20 protein-coding genes and 2 tRNA genes are annotated in these 21,316 nt (G+C 73.0%); 13 read left to right on the top strand and 9 right to left on the bottom strand.

Annotated elements, in window-relative coordinates; genetic code table 11:
* Positions 1-12 precede the first annotated feature (12 nt).
* The 3 genes from D0Z06_RS26465 to D0Z06_RS18375 all read left to right on the top strand — a co-directional run bounded on the left by D0Z06_RS26465 (position 13) and on the right by D0Z06_RS18375 (position 1,931).
* The gene (locus tag D0Z06_RS26465; protein WP_233517794.1) at positions 13-162 is read left to right on the top strand and encodes a hypothetical protein; all 150 of its coding nucleotides are present in this window, start codon (positions 13-15) and stop codon (positions 160-162) included.
* 616 nt (positions 163-778) lie between these two features.
* Positions 779-1,507, top strand: coding sequence for an NAD(P)H-binding protein (locus D0Z06_RS18380; protein ID WP_233517793.1), 729 nt, complete (start codon positions 779-781; stop codon positions 1,505-1,507).
* Positions 1,508-1,523: 16 nt separating this feature from the next.
* Complete coding sequence (locus D0Z06_RS18375; protein WP_117378990.1) at positions 1,524-1,931, top strand: RidA family protein; 408 nt, start codon at positions 1,524-1,526, stop codon at positions 1,929-1,931.
* A gap of 5 nt (positions 1,932-1,936) precedes the next feature.
* Here the strand turns inward: D0Z06_RS18375 and D0Z06_RS18370 are convergent, their stop codons facing one another.
* On the bottom strand, positions 1,937-4,672 hold the full coding sequence (locus tag D0Z06_RS18370) for an ATP-binding protein (protein ID WP_117378989.1): 2,736 nt from the start codon (positions 4,670-4,672) through the stop codon (positions 1,937-1,939).
* Between the two features lie 270 nt (positions 4,673-4,942).
* On the opposite strand from D0Z06_RS18370, the gene D0Z06_RS18365 reads away from it, so the two are divergent.
* On the top strand, positions 4,943-5,395 hold the full coding sequence (locus D0Z06_RS18365; RefSeq protein ID WP_117378988.1) for an SRPBCC domain-containing protein: 453 nt from the start codon (positions 4,943-4,945) through the stop codon (positions 5,393-5,395).
* A gap of 82 nt (positions 5,396-5,477) precedes the next feature.
* On the opposite strand, the gene D0Z06_RS18360 is transcribed toward D0Z06_RS18365, so the two are convergent.
* A complete protein-coding gene (locus D0Z06_RS18360; RefSeq protein ID WP_117378987.1) occupies positions 5,478-6,392 on the bottom strand; it encodes an alpha/beta fold hydrolase in 915 nt (304 codons plus the stop codon).
* 234 nt (positions 6,393-6,626) lie between these two features.
* On the opposite strand from D0Z06_RS18360, the gene D0Z06_RS18355 reads away from it, so the two are divergent.
* The gene (locus D0Z06_RS18355; protein ID WP_255419356.1) at positions 6,627-7,292 is read left to right on the top strand and encodes a DUF6518 family protein; all 666 of its coding nucleotides are present in this window, start codon (positions 6,627-6,629) and stop codon (positions 7,290-7,292) included.
* Between the two features lie 411 nt (positions 7,293-7,703).
* Here D0Z06_RS18355 and bla read toward each other — a convergent pair whose 3' ends face one another.
* The 4 genes from bla to D0Z06_RS18330 all read right to left on the bottom strand — a co-directional run bounded on the left by bla (position 7,704) and on the right by D0Z06_RS18330 (position 11,467).
* Positions 7,704-8,618 carry a class A beta-lactamase gene (bla, locus tag D0Z06_RS18345; RefSeq protein ID WP_370453373.1) on the bottom strand — a complete coding sequence of 305 codons (915 nt, stop codon included), beginning with the start codon at positions 8,616-8,618 and terminating at the stop codon, positions 7,704-7,706.
* Between the two features lie 436 nt (positions 8,619-9,054).
* Positions 9,055-9,705, bottom strand: a complete 651-nt coding sequence (locus D0Z06_RS18340) for a hypothetical protein (protein ID WP_117378984.1) — start codon at positions 9,703-9,705, stop codon at positions 9,055-9,057.
* A gap of 29 nt (positions 9,706-9,734) precedes the next feature.
* A complete protein-coding gene (locus D0Z06_RS18335; RefSeq protein WP_117378983.1) occupies positions 9,735-10,526 on the bottom strand; it encodes an ABC transporter permease in 792 nt (263 codons plus the stop codon).
* Entirely contained in the window at positions 10,523-11,467 is a 945-nt protein-coding gene (locus tag D0Z06_RS18330; protein ID WP_117379008.1) for an ATP-binding cassette domain-containing protein, read from the bottom strand. Before D0Z06_RS18330 ends, D0Z06_RS18335 begins: the two co-directional genes overlap by 4 nt.
* A gap of 132 nt (positions 11,468-11,599) precedes the next feature.
* Between D0Z06_RS18330 and D0Z06_RS18325 the strand changes: the two genes are divergently transcribed.
* Together D0Z06_RS18325 and D0Z06_RS18320 are read left to right on the top strand one after the other, a co-directional pair.
* Positions 11,600-12,757 carry a sensor histidine kinase gene (locus tag D0Z06_RS18325; RefSeq protein ID WP_199522403.1) on the top strand — a complete coding sequence of 386 codons (1,158 nt, stop codon included), beginning with the start codon at positions 11,600-11,602 and terminating at the stop codon, positions 12,755-12,757.
* The gene (locus tag D0Z06_RS18320; protein WP_233517792.1) at positions 12,754-13,422 is read left to right on the top strand and encodes a response regulator; all 669 of its coding nucleotides are present in this window, start codon (positions 12,754-12,756) and stop codon (positions 13,420-13,422) included. The genes D0Z06_RS18325 and D0Z06_RS18320 overlap by 4 nt, the downstream gene beginning before the upstream one ends.
* 20 nt (positions 13,423-13,442) lie before the next feature.
* Here the strand turns inward: D0Z06_RS18320 and D0Z06_RS18315 are convergent.
* Positions 13,443-13,516: transfer RNA gene (locus D0Z06_RS18315), tRNA-Gly, on the bottom strand.
* Positions 13,517-13,586: 70 nt separating this feature from the next.
* Between D0Z06_RS18315 and D0Z06_RS18310 the strand changes: the two genes are divergently transcribed.
* The 6 genes from D0Z06_RS18310 (at position 13,587) to clpX (ending at position 20,120) form a co-directional block, all read left to right on the top strand.
* A complete protein-coding gene (locus D0Z06_RS18310; RefSeq protein WP_233517791.1) occupies positions 13,587-15,185 on the top strand; it encodes an amidase in 1,599 nt (532 codons plus the stop codon).
* Between the two features lie 41 nt (positions 15,186-15,226).
* Positions 15,227-15,300, top strand: a tRNA-Pro gene (locus tag D0Z06_RS18305).
* A gap of 181 nt (positions 15,301-15,481) precedes the next feature.
* On the top strand, positions 15,482-16,984 hold the full coding sequence (gene tig / locus D0Z06_RS18300) for a trigger factor (protein WP_117378982.1): 1,503 nt from the start codon (positions 15,482-15,484) through the stop codon (positions 16,982-16,984).
* Between the two features lie 303 nt (positions 16,985-17,287).
* Complete coding sequence (locus tag D0Z06_RS18295) at positions 17,288-17,923, top strand: ATP-dependent Clp protease proteolytic subunit (RefSeq protein ID WP_458339536.1); 636 nt, start codon at positions 17,288-17,290, stop codon at positions 17,921-17,923.
* Positions 17,924-17,943: 20 nt separating this feature from the next.
* Positions 17,944-18,570 carry an ATP-dependent Clp protease proteolytic subunit gene (locus D0Z06_RS18290; RefSeq protein ID WP_117378981.1) on the top strand — a complete coding sequence of 209 codons (627 nt, stop codon included), beginning with the start codon at positions 17,944-17,946 and terminating at the stop codon, positions 18,568-18,570.
* A gap of 278 nt (positions 18,571-18,848) precedes the next feature.
* Positions 18,849-20,120 carry an ATP-dependent Clp protease ATP-binding subunit ClpX gene (gene clpX, locus D0Z06_RS18285; protein ID WP_117378980.1) on the top strand — a complete coding sequence of 424 codons (1,272 nt, stop codon included), beginning with the start codon at positions 18,849-18,851 and terminating at the stop codon, positions 20,118-20,120.
* A gap of 129 nt (positions 20,121-20,249) precedes the next feature.
* Here the strand turns inward: clpX and D0Z06_RS18280 are convergent, their stop codons facing one another.
* On the bottom strand, positions 20,250-21,014 hold the full coding sequence (locus tag D0Z06_RS18280; protein ID WP_158580028.1) for a DUF559 domain-containing protein: 765 nt from the start codon (positions 21,012-21,014) through the stop codon (positions 20,250-20,252).
* A complete protein-coding gene (locus D0Z06_RS25475; RefSeq protein WP_158580027.1) occupies positions 20,954-21,160 on the bottom strand; it encodes a hypothetical protein in 207 nt (68 codons plus the stop codon). The genes D0Z06_RS18280 and D0Z06_RS25475 overlap by 61 nt, the downstream gene beginning before the upstream one ends.
* Positions 21,161-21,316 lie beyond the last annotated feature (156 nt).

Here is a 21,316-nt window from a genome sequence, read left to right as displayed (position 1 = left end):
GCCGCCGCTGCCGTGGACGGGCCGGACGGCGGCGCGGCCAAGGAGCTGGAACGCGGCGCGTGGGGTCCCGCGGCGGTCGGCTCGGCGGTGTCGCGGACCTCGGCGGGGATCGCCGCGGCCAGCGCCGCGGTCGCCGTCAGCGTGTCGACGACCAGCAGATGAACGACGAGCCGGCCTCGGTCACGGCGGCCCGGCAGCTCGCGGAGGAAGCACGGGCCGGACCGCCGGCCCGTCGCGCCCCACGAACGACCCGGACGACGGGGCCACCCACGATCCGTCCCCTCGGACGGCCCGTAACCGAGCACCTGGACCCGACCCGCTCGGCCGACGTCCTGCCGCCGAGGTGGTGGCCTGGCCGGGGCTCCGAGACGTGATCGCGCCGATGGTCACGGCCAACAGGTCGGTAGGTCCGAGCCGGGACCTGCGGAGGTCCTACCGACGCGAATCGTGTGCATCCTCGTCGAACCTGGCGGCATGGACACGAGACGCCCGCTCGAGCGGTCGCCGGAGCGGCGAGCCCACGGGAGTCCGAAGGGCTGCACCGCGACCCAGGCCGTGCTCGTCGATTCCGGCCGAGGACGCTGGCTGTCCCACCGTCCGCTGGAGGAACTCCGAGCGGCGGCGATGTCGCAACCGCGGAGGACTCCTCTGCCTCGCGCCGCCACCGGGCCATCCGTGGCATCGCTCAGGTCGGCGTTCGCCTTCTACGCCAGCTTCGTCTCCGTCCCCGTCGTGATCGCCGCGGACGTCTGGATCGGGCCGTGACCTACGAGCGTCCGTGCCCGGCCTGCCCGGCCTGCCCGGCCTGCCCGGCCGTGGGCTCAGCGAGCTGACGTCCGAGGACGAGGAGCGCGTGATGAAGGTGTTCGTCATCGGTATCAGTGGTTCGGTCGGGAGTCTGCTGGCGGGGGAGCTGACCGCCCGGGGAGACGCCGTCACCGGACTGGTGCGTCGGGAGGACCAGCGAGCCGAGCTCGCGTCGCGGCACGTCGACGTGCGCATCGGGGACATCGGCGGCATGACCGCAGATTCGCTGGCGTCCCTGCTCGAGGGGATCGAGGCACTGGTGTACACCGCCGGCTCGAACGGGGGACGACGCGAGGTCACCGACGCCGTCGACGGCGAGGGCGTCCGCACGGCGCTGGATGCCGCCCGCCTCGCCGGCGTGCCGCGCTTCGCGCTGGTCTCGGTGCTCCCCGAGGCCTGGCGCGAGCGCGCACTCGACGACCACGAGGAGCACTACTTCGCGGTGAAGAAGCTGACGGAGGTCGCGGTCAGCGAGAGCGCCCTCGACTGGCTGATCCTCCGACCCTCGCTGCTCGTCGATCGCCCAGGGAGCGGGAGGGTCGCCCTCGGCCCGGCCCAACTGCACGGCGAGATCCCGCGCGAGGACGTTGCCGCGACCCTGGCCGAACTCCTGCACGAGCCCCGGATCGGCCGGCAGATCCTGGAACTGAACGAAGGAGAGACGCCGATCGTCTCTGCCGTACGTGCCCAAGTCCGTTGATGCAGAGGAGACGACGATGACCGTGCATCTCAGCCATCCCGAGGGCCTGCTCCAGCAGAGCGACTACGCGCCGGTGGCCCTGGCGACGGGGTCCCGCATCCTGCTCCTCGCCGGACAGGTAGCGGTGACGCCGGCCGGCGAGCTGACCGCGACAGACCTCGCGGGGCAGGTCCACTCAGCGCTTCACAACGTCGCAACCGGAGTCAGAGGCGCAGGGGGCGACGTCGCGGACATCGCACGACTGACCTGCTACGTCGTCGACTGGGCACCCGAGATGGCGGACGCGCTCATGGCCGGCATCTCGCGCGCCCAGGGGTCCGACGGTTTCGGCTCCCCGATGCCACCCCTCACCGTCATCGGCATCCAGGCCCTGTGGAGCCCTGGGATCCTCGTCGAGATCGAGGCCATCGGCGTCCTCGATTGACCCCGTCAGGGGAGCTGCACCTTCCTGAGCTGTCGGCGCGAGGTGATGCCCAGCTTGCGGAAGATGTTTCTCAGGTGCGCCTCGATGGTGCGCGGGCTGAGGAACAGTTGCGCCGCGACCTCTCGCGAGGTCGCGCCGGTGGCCACCAGCCGGGCGATGTGCAGTTCCTGGGCGGTCAGCGCATCGGTGAGCAGGGTGTTCCGTGCGCGAGGGTGTTCTCCGGTGGCGCGCAACTCGCGGGCGGCGCGGCCGGCAAACGCCTCAGCGCCCATGTCCGAGAGCATCTGGTGGGCGGTCCTCAGCTGCTCACGGGCGTCCTGACGGCGGCCTTCTCGACGCAGCCACTCGCCGTAGACGAGGTGGGTGCGGGCGAGGTGGGTGGCGATGCGGCAGTTGCCGAGTCGCTCGACGGCCTCGCGGTAGTCGTCGTCGGCGGCCGTACCGGTGCCCGCCAGGGCGCGAGAGCGCGCCGCCAGGCCCAGCGCCCACGCGGTGCCTGCGGCACGCGCCCGAGCGCCGAGCTCTTCGAGTGCGGCGGTTGCGCGCTCGGGCCGGCCGGCCCGGACCGCCGCCTCGACGACTTCGGGGAGGGCCAGGTTGCTGATGGTGAACCTGGAGGACAGCGACGCGTGGGTCGCTGCTCTCTCGGCTGCCGGGTACCGGCCGAGGGCGTTGTGGAGCACCGCCGACCCGTAGTGCGCCAGCATGGCCTCGGCGCTGTCCCGGTTGCCGTCGGCCCGGTCGACGGCCGACGCGTGCAGCTCCAGGGTCTCGACCTCCAGGCCGCGCCACGCGGCGATGGCGAGCTGCGCGTTGCGGTGCGGACGCGCCCCGGTGGAGCGGGAGAGTGCGGCGCCCTCGGCAGCCAGCTCGGCAGCGTGGGCGAACTCGCCGCTGAGCAGCAGGGTGACCGACCGAGCGTCGAGTGCGGCTGGTAGGGACGCCAGTGCGCCCGCCTCCCGGGCCAGCCGGACGTGACGGTCGAGCAGGACGAGGGCCAGCTCGTCGTCGTACAACGCCACGGCGATCCGGCCGGCCAACCAGAGCCAGCTGTCGTCCCCGTAACGGCCGAGCCCATCGGTCCCCTGGTCGCGCAACCTCTCGAGCGCCCCGCGCAGAACGGATACGCCCGAGCCGTACCCCTGCGTGTACGTCGCGACCAGCCCGTCGAGCAGGAGGTCGACCGCTCCGGCCGAAGGCGGCGGCGCGGGCGCGGCGCGCGCGGACTCGGCGACCTCGACCACACCGTGACCGCGACCGGAGCTGCCGATGACGAGCGCGGCGTCGAGCGCGTGCAGGTAGGTCTCCCGGGACAGCGCTGCGTCCAGCGGCGCGAGCGCCCGGGCGGCGTCGAGGAGCATCCCGGCCACGCCGTCGCCGCGCGTCAGCTGGAAGTCGATCCGAGCGCGCAGCAGCTGCGCGCGGGCGCGTTGCCGCGCGTCCAGCGGTCCGATCGCGGCCACGGTCAGCAGCTTGAGGGCGGCATCCTGCGCCCCGGCCTGGTGCTTGACCTGCGCGGCCTCCAACGCGCGCCCGGCACGGCGGGCGGGCTCGGGGGTCAGCTCGGCTGCCCGCTGCAGGAAGGCGCCGGCGGCGGCAGATCCGCCGCGGGCGCGCGCCCGCTCGGCTGAACGCTCTAGCTCCGCGGCCACCTCCTCGTCGGTGCCCGACACGGACTGCGCGCGGTGCCAGGCCCGCCGATCGGGCTCGACGCTCGGGTCGGTGGCGACAGCGAGGGCGCCGTGCGCGCGACGGCGATCCGGCGGTGCGGCCGCCCGGTACACCGCCGAGCGCACCAAGGGATGACGGAACCGCACCCGGGTGTCGATCTCGAACAGACCGGCGGCCTCCGCGGGCGCGGCGTCGTGGGCGATGCCCAGGTGCTCGGTGGCGCGCTGCAGCAGCGCCAGATCACCCGTCGGCTCGGCCGCGGCGACCAGCAGCAGCAGCTGCGTCTCGGCGGGCAGGCTGCCCGAGCGGCGCCCGTAGAACTCCTCGATGCGCCGCGGGACGCTGACGACGTCCGGCGTCTCGAACCCGCCGGCCAGCCGGGCCGGCTGGGCGCCGCCGGGCAGCTCCAGCAGAGCCAGGGGATTTCCGCGCGCCTCGGCGATGATCCGGTCGCGCACCTGGTCGTCCAGCGGTGCGTGCACCCGGGCCGCCAAAAGGGTCCGCGCGTCGGACTCCGCGAGCCCGCCCAGGGGCAGCTCGGGCAGTCCGGCGAAGGGTCGCACGTCGCCATCGGTGGGTTCGCGCAGCGCGAACACCAGCGCCACCCGCTCGGCCGCCACCCGCCGGGCCACGAATGCCAGGACCTGTGCGGACGCCTGGTCGAGCCACTGGGCATCGTCGACGAGCCACAGCACCGGGCCCTCCTCGGCCGCCTCGGCCAGCAGGTTCAAGGTGGCCAGCCCGACCAGGAACCGGTCCGGCGGCGGGCCGCCGCGCAGCCCGAAGGCCACGCCCAGCGCAACCTGCTGCGGTTCGGGCAGCGCCCCCGCGCCGTCCCCCAGTGCCGCGCAGAGCTGGTGCAACCCGGAGAAGGCGAAATACATCTCCGCCTCGACGCCGACGACGCGCTCCACCCGGACACCCGATGCCGTGGCGGTGCCCTCGGCGTGCTCCAGCAGCGCGCTCTTCCCGATGCCCGCCTCGCCGCGGACGACGAGCACGCCGCTGCGCCCGGCGCGAGCCCCGGCGAGGAGCTGAGCGACCGCTCTGCACTCGGCGTCCCGGCCCACGAGTTCCGCCAGCGTCGCTCCTCGGCCGGGTCCGGCTGTGCTCCTGGCGCCCAGGGTAGGGGATGTGCAACGGGGGGATGCCGGGCCGAGTCCGCCCGCGGTCGCCCCCCGAGGGGTCGGCCGACTCGTGCCGGCCTGCCGGGAGCGAATCTACGTGAATTCCACCGACGCGACCGGGCCACTCCCGAGGCGAGAGTGGTGGCACGACAGCTCGGTCGGCCCAACCGGGCGACCGGACCTCGACCGCGGGACGCGGAGAGGAGACCGACCATGGGGCACCGCACCCTCGCGCACGCCGTGGACATCCCGGCGTCCCCGGCCGCCGTCTGGCAGGTGCTCGCGCAGACCGACCGCTATCCCGAGTGGAACCCGTTCATGACCGTCTCGGGACGGCTGGCGGCCGGCGAGCGGCTGACGGTGACCATCCGGCCCGGACGTCGGACGATGACCTTCCGGCCCACCGTGCTCGCGGTCGAGGACGGCGCGCTGATCCGCTGGCGCGGCACTGCGGGAGTGCGCGGGATCTTCGACGGCGAGCACGAACTCCGCGTGGAACCCGGCGCGGACGGCGGTACCCGCTTCGTCCAGCAGGAGGTGTTCAGCGGGCTGCTCGTCCCGGTGCTGCGTCGGGTTCTCGACGACACCGAGGCCGGGTTCGCCGCGATGAACGCCGCCCTCCGCGACCGCGCGGTCGCCCACGCGCACGGCCCTGCTCAGCCCTGACCGCAGCACCTGCGGCGACCGGCGCGCTTGGGGAACCGGCACCCGCCCAGGCGGGCGGGGCGCCGACCGTTCCTCGGACCCCTCAGTGCGTCCCGGTCACGCCTCTGGCGACGTGGCCCCTCGTCGAGCGGATCAGTCGCCGACCCACGGGTGCGGGCAGGTCGAGGAAGGAGCGCAGGGCGGCGTTGACGTCGTCGGCGTGGGTCCAGAGGAGCCCGTGCGGGGCACCGTCGATCTCGACGTAGCGGGCGTCGGGCAGAACCTGCCGGAAGCGCCGCGCAGTGGCGTCGATGGGGAGGATGCGGTCGGCGGTGCCGTGCAGGACGAGGACCGGCTTCCCGCTGTCGCGGACTGCCTCGACGTCGGCACGGAAGTCCTCGAGCCAGGCGGGGACGACGGCGTGCGCCGCGACGGGGGCGCTGGAGACGGCGACGTTCCAGCTGGCGGTGACCGCGTCGTGGCTGATCCGGCTGCCCAGGTTCTCGTCGAGGTTGTAGAAGTCGGCGAAGAACGAGGTGAACCAGGCGTAGCGGTCTCGCTTCGCGGTGGCCTCGATGTCGTCGAACACCTTCTGCGGCACGCCGTCGGCGTTGTCGTCGCGGACGGGCAGGTAGGGCTCGAGCGAGGCGAGGAAGGCGAGCTTCGCGACCCGTGCGGAGCCGTACCGCGCGACGTAGCGGGCGAGCTCCCCGGTGCCCATGGAGAAGCCGACCAGGACGACGTCGTGCAGGTCGAGGGTCTCCAGCAGCGTGTCCAGGTCGGCGGCGAAGGTGTCGTAGTCGTAGCCGGAGCCCGCCTTCGTCGACCGGCCGAAGCCCCGGCGGTCGTAGGTGATGACGCGGTGACCGGCGGCGAGCAGCGGCCCGGTCTGGTGCTCCCAGCTGTGGCCGTCGAGCGGGTACCCGTGGATCAGGACGACGGGCTGCCCGGCGCCCTGGTCCTCGTAGTAGAGCTCGATCGGGGTGCTGTTCTCGTCCCCGACGGTGATGTGTCCCATGGTGGATCTCCGTCTCCGACGCCGCGTCGGCGGCCGGCTCTCGGCCGATCGGGTGGTCGGGCCACCACGGTCGCAACGGCGGCGGCGGCTTCGCGTCGGCAGAAGCTACGTAGGTCGACCCGGTCGCGCGGATGCTCGCCATGCGGGCGTGAGCACCTACGTGGCTTCCACCGACGCGGAGGTGCTGCCACCGGTGCGAGCGTGGGGCCACGGCGACGGCCGACGCTGCCGCGGATGCCGGAAGAGTGGAGGAGCGCGACGGTGGGTGGGACACCTCAGGTGACTGGACGGACGGTGAGCCGGTCCACGAGTCGGTGGCCGGCACACCGGCGGGTGGCCTTGGCCGTCGGGGTGGGCCTCGTCATCGGGTCGGTCACCTCCGTGGCGCAGACCCTGCTCGGTGGATCGGCGTTAGCCGGCCTGGCCAATGCGGTGAGTCCGTGGGTCGTCGCCCCGTTCCTGATCGGGGCGACCGGCCGGGGACGTCGGTCGGCAGCTGCCCTCGGCGTCCTGACGTGCGAGGCAGAGGTCGCCGGGTACAACCTCACCGCCGCGCTCCGAGGCTTCGGCGTCGGCTGGCCTCCCCTCCTGCTGTGGGTGGTGGCCGGGCTCGTGGCCGGGATCGCCTTCGGCGCGGCCGGTCACTCGTGGCGGACGGCGGCCGGTCGTGAACGTGGCCTCGGAGCCGCCCTGCTGGTGGCGGTGTGGGCGTGCGAGGCCGTGGTGACCTACGGCGTGATCCTGGGGTACGCCGGTCACGCGATCGTCTTCGGCGCGGTGGCTGTCCTGCTGCTCGTCCTGCTGGGACGGTTCAGGCGTCAAGGTGCCGCCGTCCTCCGCTGGCTGCTGCCCGCCGTGGGGCTCGGCGTCGTCGGGATGCTGGCCCTCCACGCGCTGTGACGGACGACCCGGAACGAGGGGTACGCATGCGCCAGCGCTGTGCTCGCGTCCGGTTCCGGTACGCGGAGTACGAGGCTGACGACCCGGCGAATCAGTCCAGGACGGCTGTGGCTTCGATCTCGACGAGCGGGGCGGGTGTCCACAGGGCTTGGACGCCGATCACGGTGACCGGAGGCAGCGGGGAGCTGAGCCCGTCGGATTCCTGGGCGCGCGAGGTGACTTCCCAGAGTTGGTCCGCCTCGGCGACTGCTCGACACGGCTGATCACTGCCATGCCGTCAGACTCGCGTCGAGGGCGGCACGTACGCGTCGGTGAGAGCTACGCAAGTCCGCAGCAGGTCTACCGACGCATGCACGACCGGCGCCCGGACGGCGTCCGGATCGTGTCGACGCTGCCCGGGGGAAGGCAGTGTCAGCGCAGTGCTTCGACCACGATCCGGGCGGGCTCGGCGACGAGCGCGTCATCGTGCTCGTCGTCGGGGAGGTCGCGGTCGGACATGACCGCAACGACGATCGGCTCGCCCTCGGGCGGGTACACGACCGCAATGTCGTTGCGGGTGCCGTAAGCAGCAGTGCCGGACTTGTCTGCGACGTGCCAGTCCGCAGGCACACCGGCCCGCACCAGGGCGCGTCCGGTGGCGTTGCCGGTCATCCAGTCGACGAGCTGAGCTCGGTCCTCTTCGGCCAGTGCGTCGCCCACCGCGAACGCCCGCAGGTCGGCGGCCAGCGCGCGCGGGGTGCTGGTGTCGCGGTCGTCACCGGGAGCGGTGTCGTTGAGCTCCGGCTCGTCCCGGACGACGGTCGTGACGTCGTCGCCGAACGCCGCCAGCGCGGCGTCCAGGGCCTGAGGTCCACCGATCCGGTCGAGCAGCAGGTTGGCGGCGGTGTTGTCGCTGTGCCGGAGGGCCGCCTCTGCCAGCTCGCCCAGGGTCATGCCCGCGGCGAGCCGCTCCTCGGTCACGGGGGAGTGGGCGACCAGCTCCGAGGAGTCGTAGGGCACCGCCTGCGCCAGTTCAGCGGGGGTCGTGCGGTCCAGGACGACGGCCGCAGCGAGCACCTTGACCGTCGAGGCGTAGGCGAACCTCTCGTAGGCGCGGTGGGCGATGCTGCGACCGGAGCGGGTGTCGACGGCGTACACCCCCAAGCGCGCGTCGAACCGGGCCTCCAGCCCAGCGAGAGCATGCTCGGCCAGGGCCTCCGCCGGTGCGGAAGACGGCGGAGCGGTGGATGCCGTCGGCAGCGCGACCGGCTCCGCCGCTGTCGAGCAGGCGACGAAGGCCAGCGGGATGATTGCCGCGGCAAGCCGGCGGCGCGTACGGGTGAACAGGGTGCCTCCGATCGAAGGGCGACGGGCCCGAGAGCCGCGTCGGGGACATGAGGGGTCCTGGACCGACGCCGCGGCCTCACGGGTGGTCCTCCGCGGGTGGCTGGACATTCTCTCCTGGACGCTCGTCCGGCCCGGTACCGGCCGAGCGGGGTCGACCCGGCTGCCGCCGGGCGACCGCCGGTCCCTGGCCCGGAGCCCGGACGGAGGGGCGGTCGGGCCCGGGTCGTCCGAGTGGGGGGATGAGAAGTCGTCTCGACGCCCGGACTGCCCGTGGGGGGCGGACCTCCCGACGGTGGCGCTCCCACATGCGACGCCGAGGCGGCGGGTCGGCACGGGACTCGGCCGCTAGCTGCCGGGCCGCCGTCACCGACGCAGGCTCGCCGTCCGTCCGCGCCCGTTCGTCAGGCTGCTGGGAACCGTTGCTCACGTCGCGCCCTCAGCTCGCCGCGCCGTCGAGCAGCCAGTGGTAGCGGAGCCGGAGTCCCCGCTCGATGCTGGCCGACACCGCCCCGAGGCCGGCGGCGACCGTGACCCACAGCGGCGGCTGCACCGGGGCGCGGAAGCCGCCGTAGCGGTCGACCACCGGCGGGATCCGGCCGACGACGTCCAGAAGCTCGAGAGCGACGACGACCACGCCGAGGACGAGCAGCAGCACGGAGACCGAGCCGACGAGCCGGCTCAGGGCCGGGTGGTCGCGGCCGAGTCGAGCGCGGCGCCCGGCGGCAGATGCCCGGTCGGGGACGAGCTGCGCCTCCCCGCCGTCCTGCGTGACGTAGTGGCAGCGCTTGAGCCCGAACATGCTCGCGGCCACCTCGATCACGCCGCCTTCGACGGGGAAGGCGGCGGGGACCTTCGACGTCGCGTGGTGCCGACCGTCGAGGTAGAGCTGCGCCAGCACCCGCCCGTCCTGGTCGCCCATGTGCCGGACGTCGACCGCGTAGACGATCCGACGGCCGTCGGCGCCGCGCAGTTCGAGGGAGAACAGGGAGCGGCTGACCTGCTGCCACCACCGGAAGCGCGGCAGCGGTCGCCCGTCCCCGGGCCTGATCCGCTTCATCGCGCGGCGCTGCCGCCACTCGTCGATCACGGCCCGACCCTTCGTCGCCCGGTCGCCACCTACTTGATCTCCGCGCGCATTACCCGCAGCCACCCGGCGACGAAGGGGAGCACCACCCAGACGAGCGCGGTGACACCGATCCGGGCGAGCTGCTCCCAGGTGAGGGTGAAGTCGCCGTTGACCAGCGGGCTCTGGGCGGTCTGGAGGTCCAGCCACGGGGCGAGGTCGCCCAGCGCCGGGACGGTGGTGAAGACCAGCGTCGATGCGGTCGGCAGCACGAAGAAGGTGACGATCGCCGCTGGTGTGCTGAGCCACAGGAGTCCGAAGGCGACTCCCTGCAGGACGCCCAGGAGTTGCACGGCGAGGAAGAGCAGGAGCACCGCGACGCTCACGCCGTCGAAGCCGTCGTCCCGCCCGGCGACCAGGGTGGCGAGGCCGGCGAGCAGGAGGGCTCCGGCGAAGGCCAGGAGCGCCAGCAGCATCGCCGCGACGACCTTGGCGCCGATCACCGTGGAGCGGGACGGCGCGAGCGTGAAGGTGACCAGGGCCGTCCGCTGGCTCCACTCGCTGGTGATGAGCAGGATGCCCAGCACGGGCAGGAGGAACATCTGCGGTTGCGCGGCGAAGCCGATGAAGTCGGGGAAGGTTCTGTCGGCGTCGTCGCCGATCGCGTAGAAGAGCAGCATGCTCGCTGCGGTGATCGCGAGGATCGCAGCGACGAGCCACCGTCCTGCGCGGGTGTCGACGGCCTTCCGGAGCTCCACGGACACCAGGCGCGAGAAGCGGATCCGAGGGGTGGAGGCGACGTCGAGGCGGGGCAGGAGCTGGTGGTCGGTACGGGTGCTGGTCATCGTGGGCTTCCGTTCGAGGTGGAGAGGGCTGCCAGGGAGCCGGGCGCGGCCGCGCCTTCCCGCTGGGCCGAGGAGGTGAGGTCGAGGAAGAGGTCTTCGAGGCCCTTGGCGCCGCTGCGCAGGTCGGTGAGGATCACCGAGTGCTGGACCGAGACCCGGCTCACGTCGGCGGTGCTGGCCGAGACCCGCAGTCCGGCGCCTTCGGGGACCGCGGTGATTCCCTCCCGGGCGAGGGCCGCGGCCAGTTCGTCGTTGTCTCGCGCGCGCGCGAGGGTGCTGGCGGCATCGGTGGAGGCGAGACTCTCCCTGTCGCCGGAGGCGACGATCCTGCCGCGTCCGATGAGGACGAGGTCGTCGGCGACGAGCTCGACCTCGTGCAGGAGGTGGCTGGACAGCAGCACCGTGCCCCCACGACGGGCGTAGCCGCGGAGCAGGTCCCGCATCCACCGGATGCCCGCCGGGTCGAGACCGTTGGCCGGCTCGTCGAGGACGAGGACCTCGGGGTCGCCGAGCAGGGCGTGCGCGATGCCCAGCCGCTGCTTCATGCCGAGGGAGTAGTTGCGCAGTTTCCGCTTCGCCTCGTCGTCGTCGAGCGACACCAGGTCGAGCATCTCGTCGACCCGGGACACCGGGAGGCCCATGATCCGCGCACCGAGGGAGAGGATCTCGCGGCCGGTGCGCCCGGCGTGCTGCGCGCCGGCGTCCAGCAGCACACCGACGTGGCGGCCGGGGTTGACGATGTCGTGGTAGCGGTGGCCGCCGATGGTGGCTTCCCCACGGGTGGCGGCGGTGAGGCCCACCATGATGCGCATCGCGGTGGTCTTGCCGGCCCCGTTCGGCCCCAGGAACCCGGTCACGCTCCCGGGCCGGGTGCGAAAGCTGATGTCGTCCACGGCGGTGTACCCGCCGTAGGTGCGGGTCAGGCCCTTCACTTCGATCATGGTGTCCAGCGTCCGCGTGCGCCCGTCCGCTGACATCGGACGGGAGTCGGCGCTGAGGGGGTTCTTCGGTAGGGGGTGGGGACCGCCCTCCGGCCGTCCCGGCACGCCACCTCGCGTGGCTACGGTGGGCCCGTGCAGGGCCAGAGCAGCGGCTACGCCGATGTCGAGCGGCCGCCGCTGCGCCGCCGGGACCAGGCCTGGCGGCTGGCCGTCGCCCTCGCGTTCAGCCTGGCATCGTGGTGGCAGGTCGTCGACGAGCGGTCGGTAACCGGCCGCGCCGTCGACGTGGCGCTCGGCGCTGTGGCGTTCGCCCTGGTGCTCGTCCGGCGCCGGTGGCCGCTGCCCGTCGCGGTCGGGACGACGGCGCTGGCTGCGCTCAGCTTGCTCGCGGCAGGTCCCGCGATCCTGGCGACCGTGTCGCTCGCCACCGGCCGGCGGTGGGCACCGATCGCCGCCGTCGGAGTGCTGGCCGTCGCCGGAGGTGAGGTCTACACGGCGTTGAACCCCTCGGTGCGCACCGATCCCCCCTGGCTGGGTGCCGCCCTCAACACCGTGTTCACCCTCGCCGCGCTGGGCTGGGGCATGTACATCGGCTCGCGACGTGAACTGCTGTGGAGCCTCCGCCGTCGGGCCGAGGCCGCGGAGGAGGAGCGGGACCTGCGCGCCGAGCGGGCGCGCCTGGAGGAGCGCAGCCGGATCGCGCGCGAGATGCACGACGTCCTGGCTCATCGGATCTCGCAGATCTCGGTGAACGCCGGCGCGATGGCCTACCGGTCGGACCTCAGCCGCGAGCAGATGCGCGACAGCGCGGGGCTCATCCGCGAGTCGGCGCACCTGGCCCTTATCGATCTCCGCAGCGTCCTCGGCGTCCTGCGCGACGGGTCCGGTGAGGTGCGGCACGTGCCGCAGCCCCGGTACCTCGACCTTGCCGACCTGATCGAGGAGGAGCGCCGCGGGGGGACACGCATCGCCTGCACCGACGACCTCGCGCGCGAGGACCTCCCGGAGGGGGTCGGCCGCACCGTCTACCGGGTCGTCCAGGAGGGTCTGACGAACGCCCGCAAGCACGCTGCCGGGGCCGCCGTGGACATCGAGCTGTCCGGGACGCGGGCCACCGGAGTCGAGGTCGTCATGCGCAACGCGCTGGGCTTCGGTCGATCCTCCACGCCCGGCGCGGGGCTCGGGCTCATCGGCCTGACCGAGCGGGTGCAGCTCCAGGGCGGCCGGCTCGAGCACGGTCGTGAAGGAGCGGACTTCGTGGTGCGTGCCTGGGTCCCGTGGTCGCCGTGAGCGGTCCGGCGCCGACGCGGGTCCTCGTCGTGGACGACGACGGTGTGGTTCGTGCGGGGCTGCGCTTGATGCTCGACGGGAACGACGGCCTGCGGGTCGTCGGGGAGGCCGGCGACGGGCAGCAGGCGCTGGTGGAGGCCGATCGCCTGCGACCGCACGTCGTGCTCATGGACATCCGGATGCCGCGGATGGACGGGCTGAAGGCCACTCGCGCGCTGATGGTCGGACCGGAGCCACCGCGGGTCATCGTCCTGACCACCTTCGATGCCGACGCGCTCGTCCTGGAGGCACTGGGCGCGGGTGCCGACGGGTTCCTGCTCAAGGACACGCCCCCGACCGACATCGTGTCCGCCATCCGCCGCGTGGCCGACGGGGAGCCGATGCTCTCCCCGTCGGCGACGCGCACGGTTCTCGCGCGGCTCCGGAACGACGACGACGACCGCGTGCACATGCGTGACGCTCGGCGCCGCCTCGCGACCCTCACCGACCGCGAGCGCGACGTCGCCCTGGCCGTGGGACGAGGGCTGAGCAACGGCGAGATCGCCCGGGAGCTCCACCTGTCCGTCGCCACGGTGAAAGGTCACGTCGTCCAGCTGTTCCACAAGCTCGAGGCGGTCAACCGGGTCCAGGTCGCACTCCGCGTCCACGACGCCCGTCTGCAGTGACTGGTCCGCTGGTCCAGATGTGGAGCGGGTGACCGGGATCGAACCGGCATGGCCAGCTTGGAAGGCTGGGGCTCTGCCATTGAGCTACACCCGCGGAGCAGCGCGCGTCGTCGACCGGGGTCGCCGGGCCCACCGTCCGCGTCGAGGGTAGCGCCTGCCAGCACGTGGACCCCGGTCAGGCGCTGAAGGCTGCGGCCAACAAGGCCGTCGTCGAGGTGAGCACCGGCCGGGTGTCGGACGGCGTTGCTACGGTCCGCCGCGTGACCGACGCCACGAAGCAGGCCGACGCCGGGCAGGACGCCGCATCGACGGACGACACCGCCTGGCTGGACGCCACCGCCCAGGCCGAGCTCGTCCGCACGGGGGAGGCCAGCCCGCGCGAGCTGGTCGAGGCGGCGATCGCCCGCATCGAGCGGCTGAACCCGCAGCTCAACGCGGTGATCCGCGAGCGCTTCGACGCCGCCCGCGCCGAGGCCGACGGCGACCTGCCCGACGGCCCGTTCCGCGGCGTGCCGATGCTGCTCAAGGACCTCGGCTGCCACGTGGCGGGGGAGGAGACCCACTACGGCACCTCCTTCCTGCGCGACGCCGGGGTCCGGTGGCCGACCGGGAGCCACCTGGCGCGGCTGTTCCGGGCGGCCGGCCTGGTGGCCCTGGGCCGCACCAACGTCCCGGAGTTCGGCACGACGGTCACCACCGAGGCGCCGGCGACGGGTCCGGCCCGCAACCCGTACGACCTGGACCGGTCGACCGGCGGCTCCAGCGGTGGCTCGGCCGCGGCGGTGGCGGCCGGGCTGGTGCCGGTGGCGCACGCCAACGACGGCGGCGGCTCCATCCGCATCCCGGCCAGCGAGTGCGGCCTGGTCGGGCTCAAGCCCACCCGGGCGCGGGTCAGCCAGGGCCCCGAGGTCGGCGAGAGCTGGGCCGGCGCCACGATCGACGGCGTCGTCACGCGGACGGTGCGCGACACCGCCGCCGTCCTGGACGTGATCGGCCGGCCGATGCCGGGCGACCCCTACGTCGCCCCGCCGCTGCCGCGCCCGCTGGTCGAGGAGCTCGGGGCGCCCGTCGGCCGCCTGCGGGTCGGCCTGCTCGACGCCGACCCGGGGGAGCAGTACCTCGACCACCCGAGCTGCCGGGTTGCCGTCGGGCGCACCGGCCGGCTGCTCGAGGAGCTCGGCTGCGCCGTCGAGCCGGGGACCCCCGACGCGATGTTCGACCCCCTCTTCCCGCGGTTCTTCACCACCACGATCGCCGCCGACACCGCGCTGACCATCAGCGCCTTCGAGCGGTTCACCCTGGGTCGGGAGGTCGCCGACGAGGAGCTCGAGCCCCGCAACGTCATGTACCGCGCCGTCGGCCGCAAGCTGACCGCGGAGGAGTACCTGGGTGCCCGCATGTGGCTGGGCTCCTGGACGCGCCGGGTGGCCACCTGGTGGGCGCCGCCGGAGCTCGGCGGTCAGGGGTTCGACCTGCTGGTGACGCCGACGGTCGGCGCCCCGCCGCCCGAGCTGGGCTGGTTCACCGCCGACGGGCCCGAGCACGAGGGTCGCCGGATCAACAGCTTCATCCCGTACACCGCGCAGTTCAACGTCACCGGGCAGCCGGCGATCAGCCTGCCGCTGCACTGGACCGACGACGGCCTGCCCGTGGGCGTGCAGCTGGTCGCCGCGGCCGGCCGCGAGGACGTCCTGGTGCGGGTGGCCGCGGCGCTGGAGCAGGCCGCCCCCTGGGCCGATCGCCGGCCCGCCGTCCGCGCCTGACCAGGGGGCACCCCACCGGCGGGCCTAGACTCGGACCGCCACGGGGTGTGGCGCAGCTTGGTAGCGCACCCGCTTTGGGAGCGGGGGGCCGTGGGTTCGAATCCCGCCACCCCGACACCGCCACCCCGACCGCGGCCCCGATCGGGGCCCCGACCGGAGGCCCAGCCGTCCGTCCCCTCCCGCCGCCCCCCGGCGCTCCCCGCGGTGCCTAGACTCGGGGGTCGACCGGCGTCGTCCGCCCTGCCCGGCGGCGCCTCCTTCCCCTGTCTGACCGCCGACCGAGGAGCACTGCCGCTGTGAAGAGCACCATCGAGGAACTGGGCCCCACGCGGGTCCGGATGGCGATCGAGGTGCCGTGGGGGGACCTGGACCACGCCTTCGGTGAGGTCTACAAGGAGCTCGGCCGCCAGGTGCGCGTGCCCGGCTTCCGCCCCGGCAAGGTGCCCAACCGGGTCCTCGACACCCGCATCGGCCGGCCGCTGGTGCTCGAGCAGGTCGTCCAGCACGCCATCCCGGAGGTCTACTCCGAGGTCGTGCGGGAGAACCAGGTGCGCGTCCTGGGCCAGCCCGACATCGAGGTGACCCGGCTCGACGACAACGACACCCTGGCCTTCACCGCCGAGGTCGACGTCGCCCCCAAGCTGGAGCTGCCCGACCTGGACTCCCTCGCGGTCACCGTCGACGACGTCGAGGTCACCGACGAGGAGATCGACCAGCAGGTCACGGTCATGCGGGAGCGGTTCGCCATGCTCACCGCCGTCGAGCGCCCCGTCGAGGACGGCGACTTCGTCTCCATCGACCTCGAGGCGAAGCTGGACGGCGAGGTGCTCGAGGACGGCTCCACCACCGGCATGTCCTACGAGGTCGGGTCCGGCTCCCTCATGGAGGGTCTGGACGACGCCGTCCGCGGGCTGTCGGCCGAGGAGTCGAAGACCTTCCAGACCGCGCTGCTCCAGGGCCCCAACGCGGGGGAGACCGCCGAGGTCACCGTCACCGTGCGCTCGGTGAAGACCAAGGAGCTGCCCGAGCTCGACGACGACTTCGCCTCCACCGCCAGCGAGTTCGACACGCTGGAGGAGCTGCGCGACGACGTGCGCACCCGGCTCGGCCGCACCAAGGTGCTGCAGCAGGGCGCCCAGGCCCGCGACAAGCTGGTCGAGCACCTGATCACCACGATCGAGGTCCCCGTGCCGGAGACCCTGGTCGAGCGCGAGGTCGAGTGGCGCAACAACGCCTTCGAGCAGCAGCTGGCCCAGGCCGGCATGGACTGGGACACCTTCCTCAAGATGTCCGACGTCGCCAGCCGCGAGGACTACGACGCCGACCAGCGCAAGAACATCGAGGAGGCGGTCAAGACCCAGTTCGTCCTGGACGCGATCGCCGACGCCCGCGAGGTCACCGTCGACAATGACGACCTCTCCGCGCAGGTCGTCGCCCAGGCGCAGCGCAACCGGATGAGCCCGGAGCAGTACGCGCAGCAGCTGCAGCAGGGCGGCAACATCGCCGAGTTCGTCGCCGACGTCCGCCGCACCAAGACGCTGGCCCAGCTGCTGGAGCAGACGACGATCACCGACGCGTCGGGCAACCCCGTCGACCTCGAGGCCCTCCGGCCGAAGACCGCGCAGGCCCCGGCGGCGCCGGCCGCCGAGGACGACGCCGCTGCGGACGAGGCCGTTGCGGACGACGCCGTTGCGGACGACGCCGCCGACGAGGGCCCCGAGGCCGAGGTCGTCGACGCCGTCGCCGTCGAGGCCGCCGAGGGCGCCACCGAGGACACCGAGGACGTCACCAAGGGCTGAGCGAGGACCCCGTCCTCCCCACCCCGAGCGAGCTCCGGGGTGAGCCTCTGGACGGGGCCGAACGCCCGGACGCCGCCCGCCCCCGTTCCCGGGGGTGGGCGGCGTCCGTCGTCCCGGGCTCGGGCTGCGCCCACGGCGAACACCGCCCGCACCGGGACTGCCGCCCCCGCGGTGCGCGTTAGGGTCGACGCAGACCTCGGCGGGCACCGGCTACCGCGACCGGCGGAGAGCGCCCCCGGTCCGCACCACCCCAGACCCGACGAGACCGACCGGCCCCACAGTCCTACGGAGGTCACCACACCCGTGAGCACCAACCCGAACCCGGCGAGCGCGCCCCTGCTGCGCGGCGCCGCCGGGGGGATGAACCTCAACGACTCGGTCTACGAGCGCCTGCTGCGCGAGCGCATCATCTTCCTCGGCACCCAGGTCGACGACACCATCGCCAACCAGCTGGCCGCCCAGATGCTGCTGCTGTCGGCCGAGGACCCGAAGCAGGACATCCACCTGTACATCAACTCGCCCGGCGGCTCGGTCAGCGCCGGCATGGCCATCTACGACACGATGCAGTTCATCGACTGCGACGTGGCCACCTACGGCATGGGTCTGGCCGCCTCCATGGGCCAGTTCCTGCTCACCGCCGGCACCAAGGGCAAGCGCTACGCCCTGCCGCACGCGCGGATCATGATGCACCAGCCCTCGGCCGGCGTCGGCGGCACCGCGGCCGACATCGCCATCCAGGCCGACCTGTTCCGGCGGACCAAGCGCGAGCTCAACGAGCTGCAGTCCTTCCACACCGGGCAGCCCATCGAGCAGATCGAACGCGACTCCGACCGCGACCGCTGGTTCACCGCGCAGGAGGCCCTCGAGTACGGCTTCGTCGACCACGTGGTCACCCGCGCCACCATGACCGACCAGTCCAACCCGGTCACCGACAACTGACGGCTCGGAGGAGACCGACCATGAGCTTCCAGATGCCCTCCAGCCGCTACATCCTGCCCTCCTTCGTGGAGCGCACGAGCTACGGCATGAAGGAGTCCAACCCGTACAACAAGCTCTTCGAGGAGCGCATCATCTTCCTCGGGGTGCAGATCGACGACGCGTCGGCCAACGACGTGATGGCCCAGCTCATCACGCTCGAGTCGGCCGACCCGGACCGCGACATCACCATCTACATCAACTCGCCCGGTGGCTCCTTCACCTCGCTGATGGCCATCTACGACACGATGATGTTCGTCCGGCCCGACATCCAGACCGTGTGCATGGGCCAGGCCGCCTCGGCCGCCGCCGTCCTGCTCGCCGCCGGCACCCCCGGCAAGCGGCTGGCGCTGCCCTACTCCCGGGTGCTCATCCACCAGCCCTCCGGTGAGGCCGGCGGGCAGGTGTCCGACCTGGAGATCCACGCCGCGGAGATCCAGCGGGTGCGGACCCAGATGGAGGAGATCCTGGCCCGGCACAGCGGGCGGTCCATCGAGCAGGTCCGCACCGACATCGACCGTGACAAGATCCTTACCGCGGAGGAGGCCAAGGAGTACGGCCTGGTCGACCAGGTGATCCAGAGCCGGAAGCTGAACGCCCTCCCGTCCTGACGGATCCGGGCCGGGGGCGCGCGTGTCGCGCCTCCGACCCGTACCGTCGGGAGGGACGGGACGGATGTGGTCGGGACCGCACACCGGGCGAGTCATCGCCCCGGCGGGCAGGTCACGGCAGGTACCGTCGGCGAGCGCCCGACCCCCGGCCGACCGAGCCGGGGCGAGAGCCTCGCGGAGTGAGATGACCAGGCGGGGCCGACAGACGCGACATCGGCAGAGTTCACACGCAGGCACCGGTTCCCGGCGCCTGGTTCCCCCGAGGTGGAGGTCAGCAGGTGGCACGAATCGGTGAGAGCGGTGACCTGCTCAAGTGCTCGTTCTGCGGGAAGAGCCAGAAGCAGGTCAAGAAGCTCATCGCGGGCCCCGGGGTCTACATCTGCGACGAGTGCATCGACCTCTGCAACGAGATCATCGAGGAGGAGCTCTCGGAGTCGTCGGACCTCAAGTTCGACGAGCTGCCGAAGCCCAAGGAGATCCACGACTTCCTCGAGCAGTACGTCATCGGCCAGGAGAAGGCCAAGCGCACGCTCTCCGTCGCGGTGTACAACCACTACAAGCGGGTGCAGGCCGGCAACGCCGGCAACCGCGACGACTCGGTCGAGCTGGCCAAGTCCAACATCCTGCTGATGGGCCCCACCGGGTGCGGCAAGACCCACCTGGCGCAGACCCTGGCCCGGATGCTCAACGTCCCCTTCGCCATCGCCGACGCCACGGCGCTGACCGAGGCCGGCTACGTCGGTGAGGACGTCGAGAACATCCTGCTCAAGCTGATCCAGGCCGCCGACTACGACGTCAAGCGGGCCGAGACCGGCATCATCTACATCGACGAGGTCGACAAGATCGCCCGCAAGAGCGAGAACCCGTCGATCACCCGCGACGTCTCCGGCGAAGGCGTGCAGCAGGCGCTGCTGAAGATCCTCGAGGGGACGACGGCGTCGGTGCCCCCGCAGGGCGGCCGCAAGCACCCGCACCAGGAGTTCATCCAGATCGACACGACGAACGTCCTGTTCATCGTGGGTGGCGCGTTCGCCGGCCTGGAGAAGGTCATCGAGCAGCGCATCGGCAAGCAGGGCATCGGCTTCGGCGCCGAGGTCCGCAGCAAGGCCGAGATCGAGGAGGCCAACGCCTTCGCCGAGGTCATGCCCGAGGACCTGCTGAAGTTCGGCATGATCCCCGAGTTCATCGGCCGGCTCCCGGTGATCACCAGCGTGCAGAAGCTGGACCGCGAGGCGCTGATCAACATCCTCACCGAGCCGAAGAACGCCCTGGTGCGGCAGTACCGGCGGCTGTTCGAGCTCGACGGGGTGGAGCTGGAGTTCAGCGACGACGCCCTCGAGGCGATCGCGGATCAGGCGATCCTCCGCGGCACCGGCGCCCGCGGCCTGCGCGCGATCATGGAGGAGGTGCTGCAGTCGGTGATGTACGACGTCCCCAGCCGGGACGACGTCGCCTCCGTGGTGATCACCAAGGAGGTCGTGCTGGAGCACGTCAACCCGACCATCGTGCCCCGCAAGCCATCCCGTGCCCCCCGCGAGAAGAGCGCCTGAAACGACCCCAGCACTGCACGCGAGAGGCCCGGGACCGGCGAGGTCCCGGGCCTCTCGCGTTCAGCGCTCCGCCAGCCGCCGAGGAATCGTCGTCCGCCGGCCGGACATCGGCGGCCGGGTCGTGTCCGGTCACGGGACACCGATCAGCCGGGCGCGGTAGACGGCGGCGATCTGCGCCCGGCAGGCGTCGGCGTCCCCGGTCGCCCGGAGGTAGCTGAACCGCAGCGTCAGCCAGCCCAGCGCGGCCAGGGCGGCGTCCCGCCGCAGGTCCCGTTCGCGCTCCCGCGGGCCGGCGTGGAACGCCGCCCCGTCCAGTTCGACGGCCAGCCGCACCTCGGGCCAGGCCGCGTCGAGCAGGACCGGCCCGTCCGGGAGCAGCACGCGGAACTGCTTGGTGCACGGCGGCAGCCCGGGGACGTCGAGGAGGCCCCTGGCGGCCGAGACCTCCAGCCAGCTGCGCGCGCCGCCGCGCACGAGGGAGACCAGGTCGCGCAGTGCGGCGCGACCGGGCAGGCGGGGGAGGGCGGCGAGCTCGGCGGCCACCTCGTCCGCGGTCACCAGCCGCTCCCGGACCGCCTGGAGGACCGCGTTCCCGGCCACGTCGGCGTATCCGCGCACGGCCCCCGTCCGGTGGGCGTCGCCCCACGTCTCCACCAGCGCGCGGGGGACCGTCGTCGTGGGCAGACCGCGCGCTCCGGCGAGCACCGGGGGACGGGAGGTCCGGTGGACGCGCAGCAGCCGGGACGAGCGCAGCCGGTCGGTCTCCCGCACCGTGACGTGCAGCCGGGTCGCCTCGTGCGCCAGCCCGTGGACGGCGAGCGCGCTGAGGTGGCTCAGTGGCCCGCCCGCGTAGCCGGTCGCCGCATGCGCCGGACGGACCAGTCGTCGACGCACTCGGGCAGCGTCACCCAGCCGGGGTGCAGCCGCACCAGCCGGCCGGCGCCGAGCCACCGGGTCAGGGTGCGGGGGCTGACCTCGGCCGACAGGGCGGCGAGGGAGGCCGTCCGGGCGGGGCCGAGCAGCGCGGCGATGTCGTGCACCCGCGCAGCCTCGTCGGCGGACGGTCCGCCCGGTCCGCTGCGGACAGATCTGTGGACGGCGACCGCGACGTCGTCCCCCTGCCGGACACCCGGTGCGACGAGATGTCCGGCAGGGGGACGACGATCCCAAGGCGGGCGGCGGGCGGCGGGCGGCGG

The organism is Geodermatophilus marinus (genome assembly GCF_003428645.1).
Taxonomy (GTDB): Bacteria; Actinomycetota; Actinomycetes; order Mycobacteriales; family Geodermatophilaceae; genus Geodermatophilus.
Note: the sequence above shows the minus strand (reverse complement) of the source record. Positions and strands in the feature narration are given on the sequence as shown.

Bases quoted from the DNA above. Each gene is read 5' to 3' on its own strand.
- D0Z06_RS18375 (WP_117378990.1), top strand. From the start codon at position 1,524: ATGACCGTGCATCTCAGCCATCCCGAGGGCCTGCTCCAGCAGAGCGAC.
- D0Z06_RS18365 (WP_117378988.1), top strand. From the start codon at position 4,943: ATGGGGCACCGCACCCTCGCGCACGCCGTGGACATCCCGGCGTCCCCG.
- D0Z06_RS18360 (WP_117378987.1), bottom strand. From the start codon at position 6,392: ATGGGACACATCACCGTCGGGGACGAGAACAGCACCCCGATCGAGCTC.
- D0Z06_RS18355 (WP_255419356.1), top strand. From the start codon at position 6,627: ATGCCGGAAGAGTGGAGGAGCGCGACGGTGGGTGGGACACCTCAGGTG.
- D0Z06_RS18335 (WP_117378983.1), bottom strand. From the start codon at position 10,526: ATGACCAGCACCCGTACCGACCACCAGCTCCTGCCCCGCCTCGACGTC.
- D0Z06_RS18330 (WP_117379008.1), bottom strand. From the start codon at position 11,467: ATGATCGAAGTGAAGGGCCTGACCCGCACCTACGGCGGGTACACCGCC.
- D0Z06_RS18290 (WP_117378981.1), top strand. From the start codon at position 17,944: ATGAGCTTCCAGATGCCCTCCAGCCGCTACATCCTGCCCTCCTTCGTG.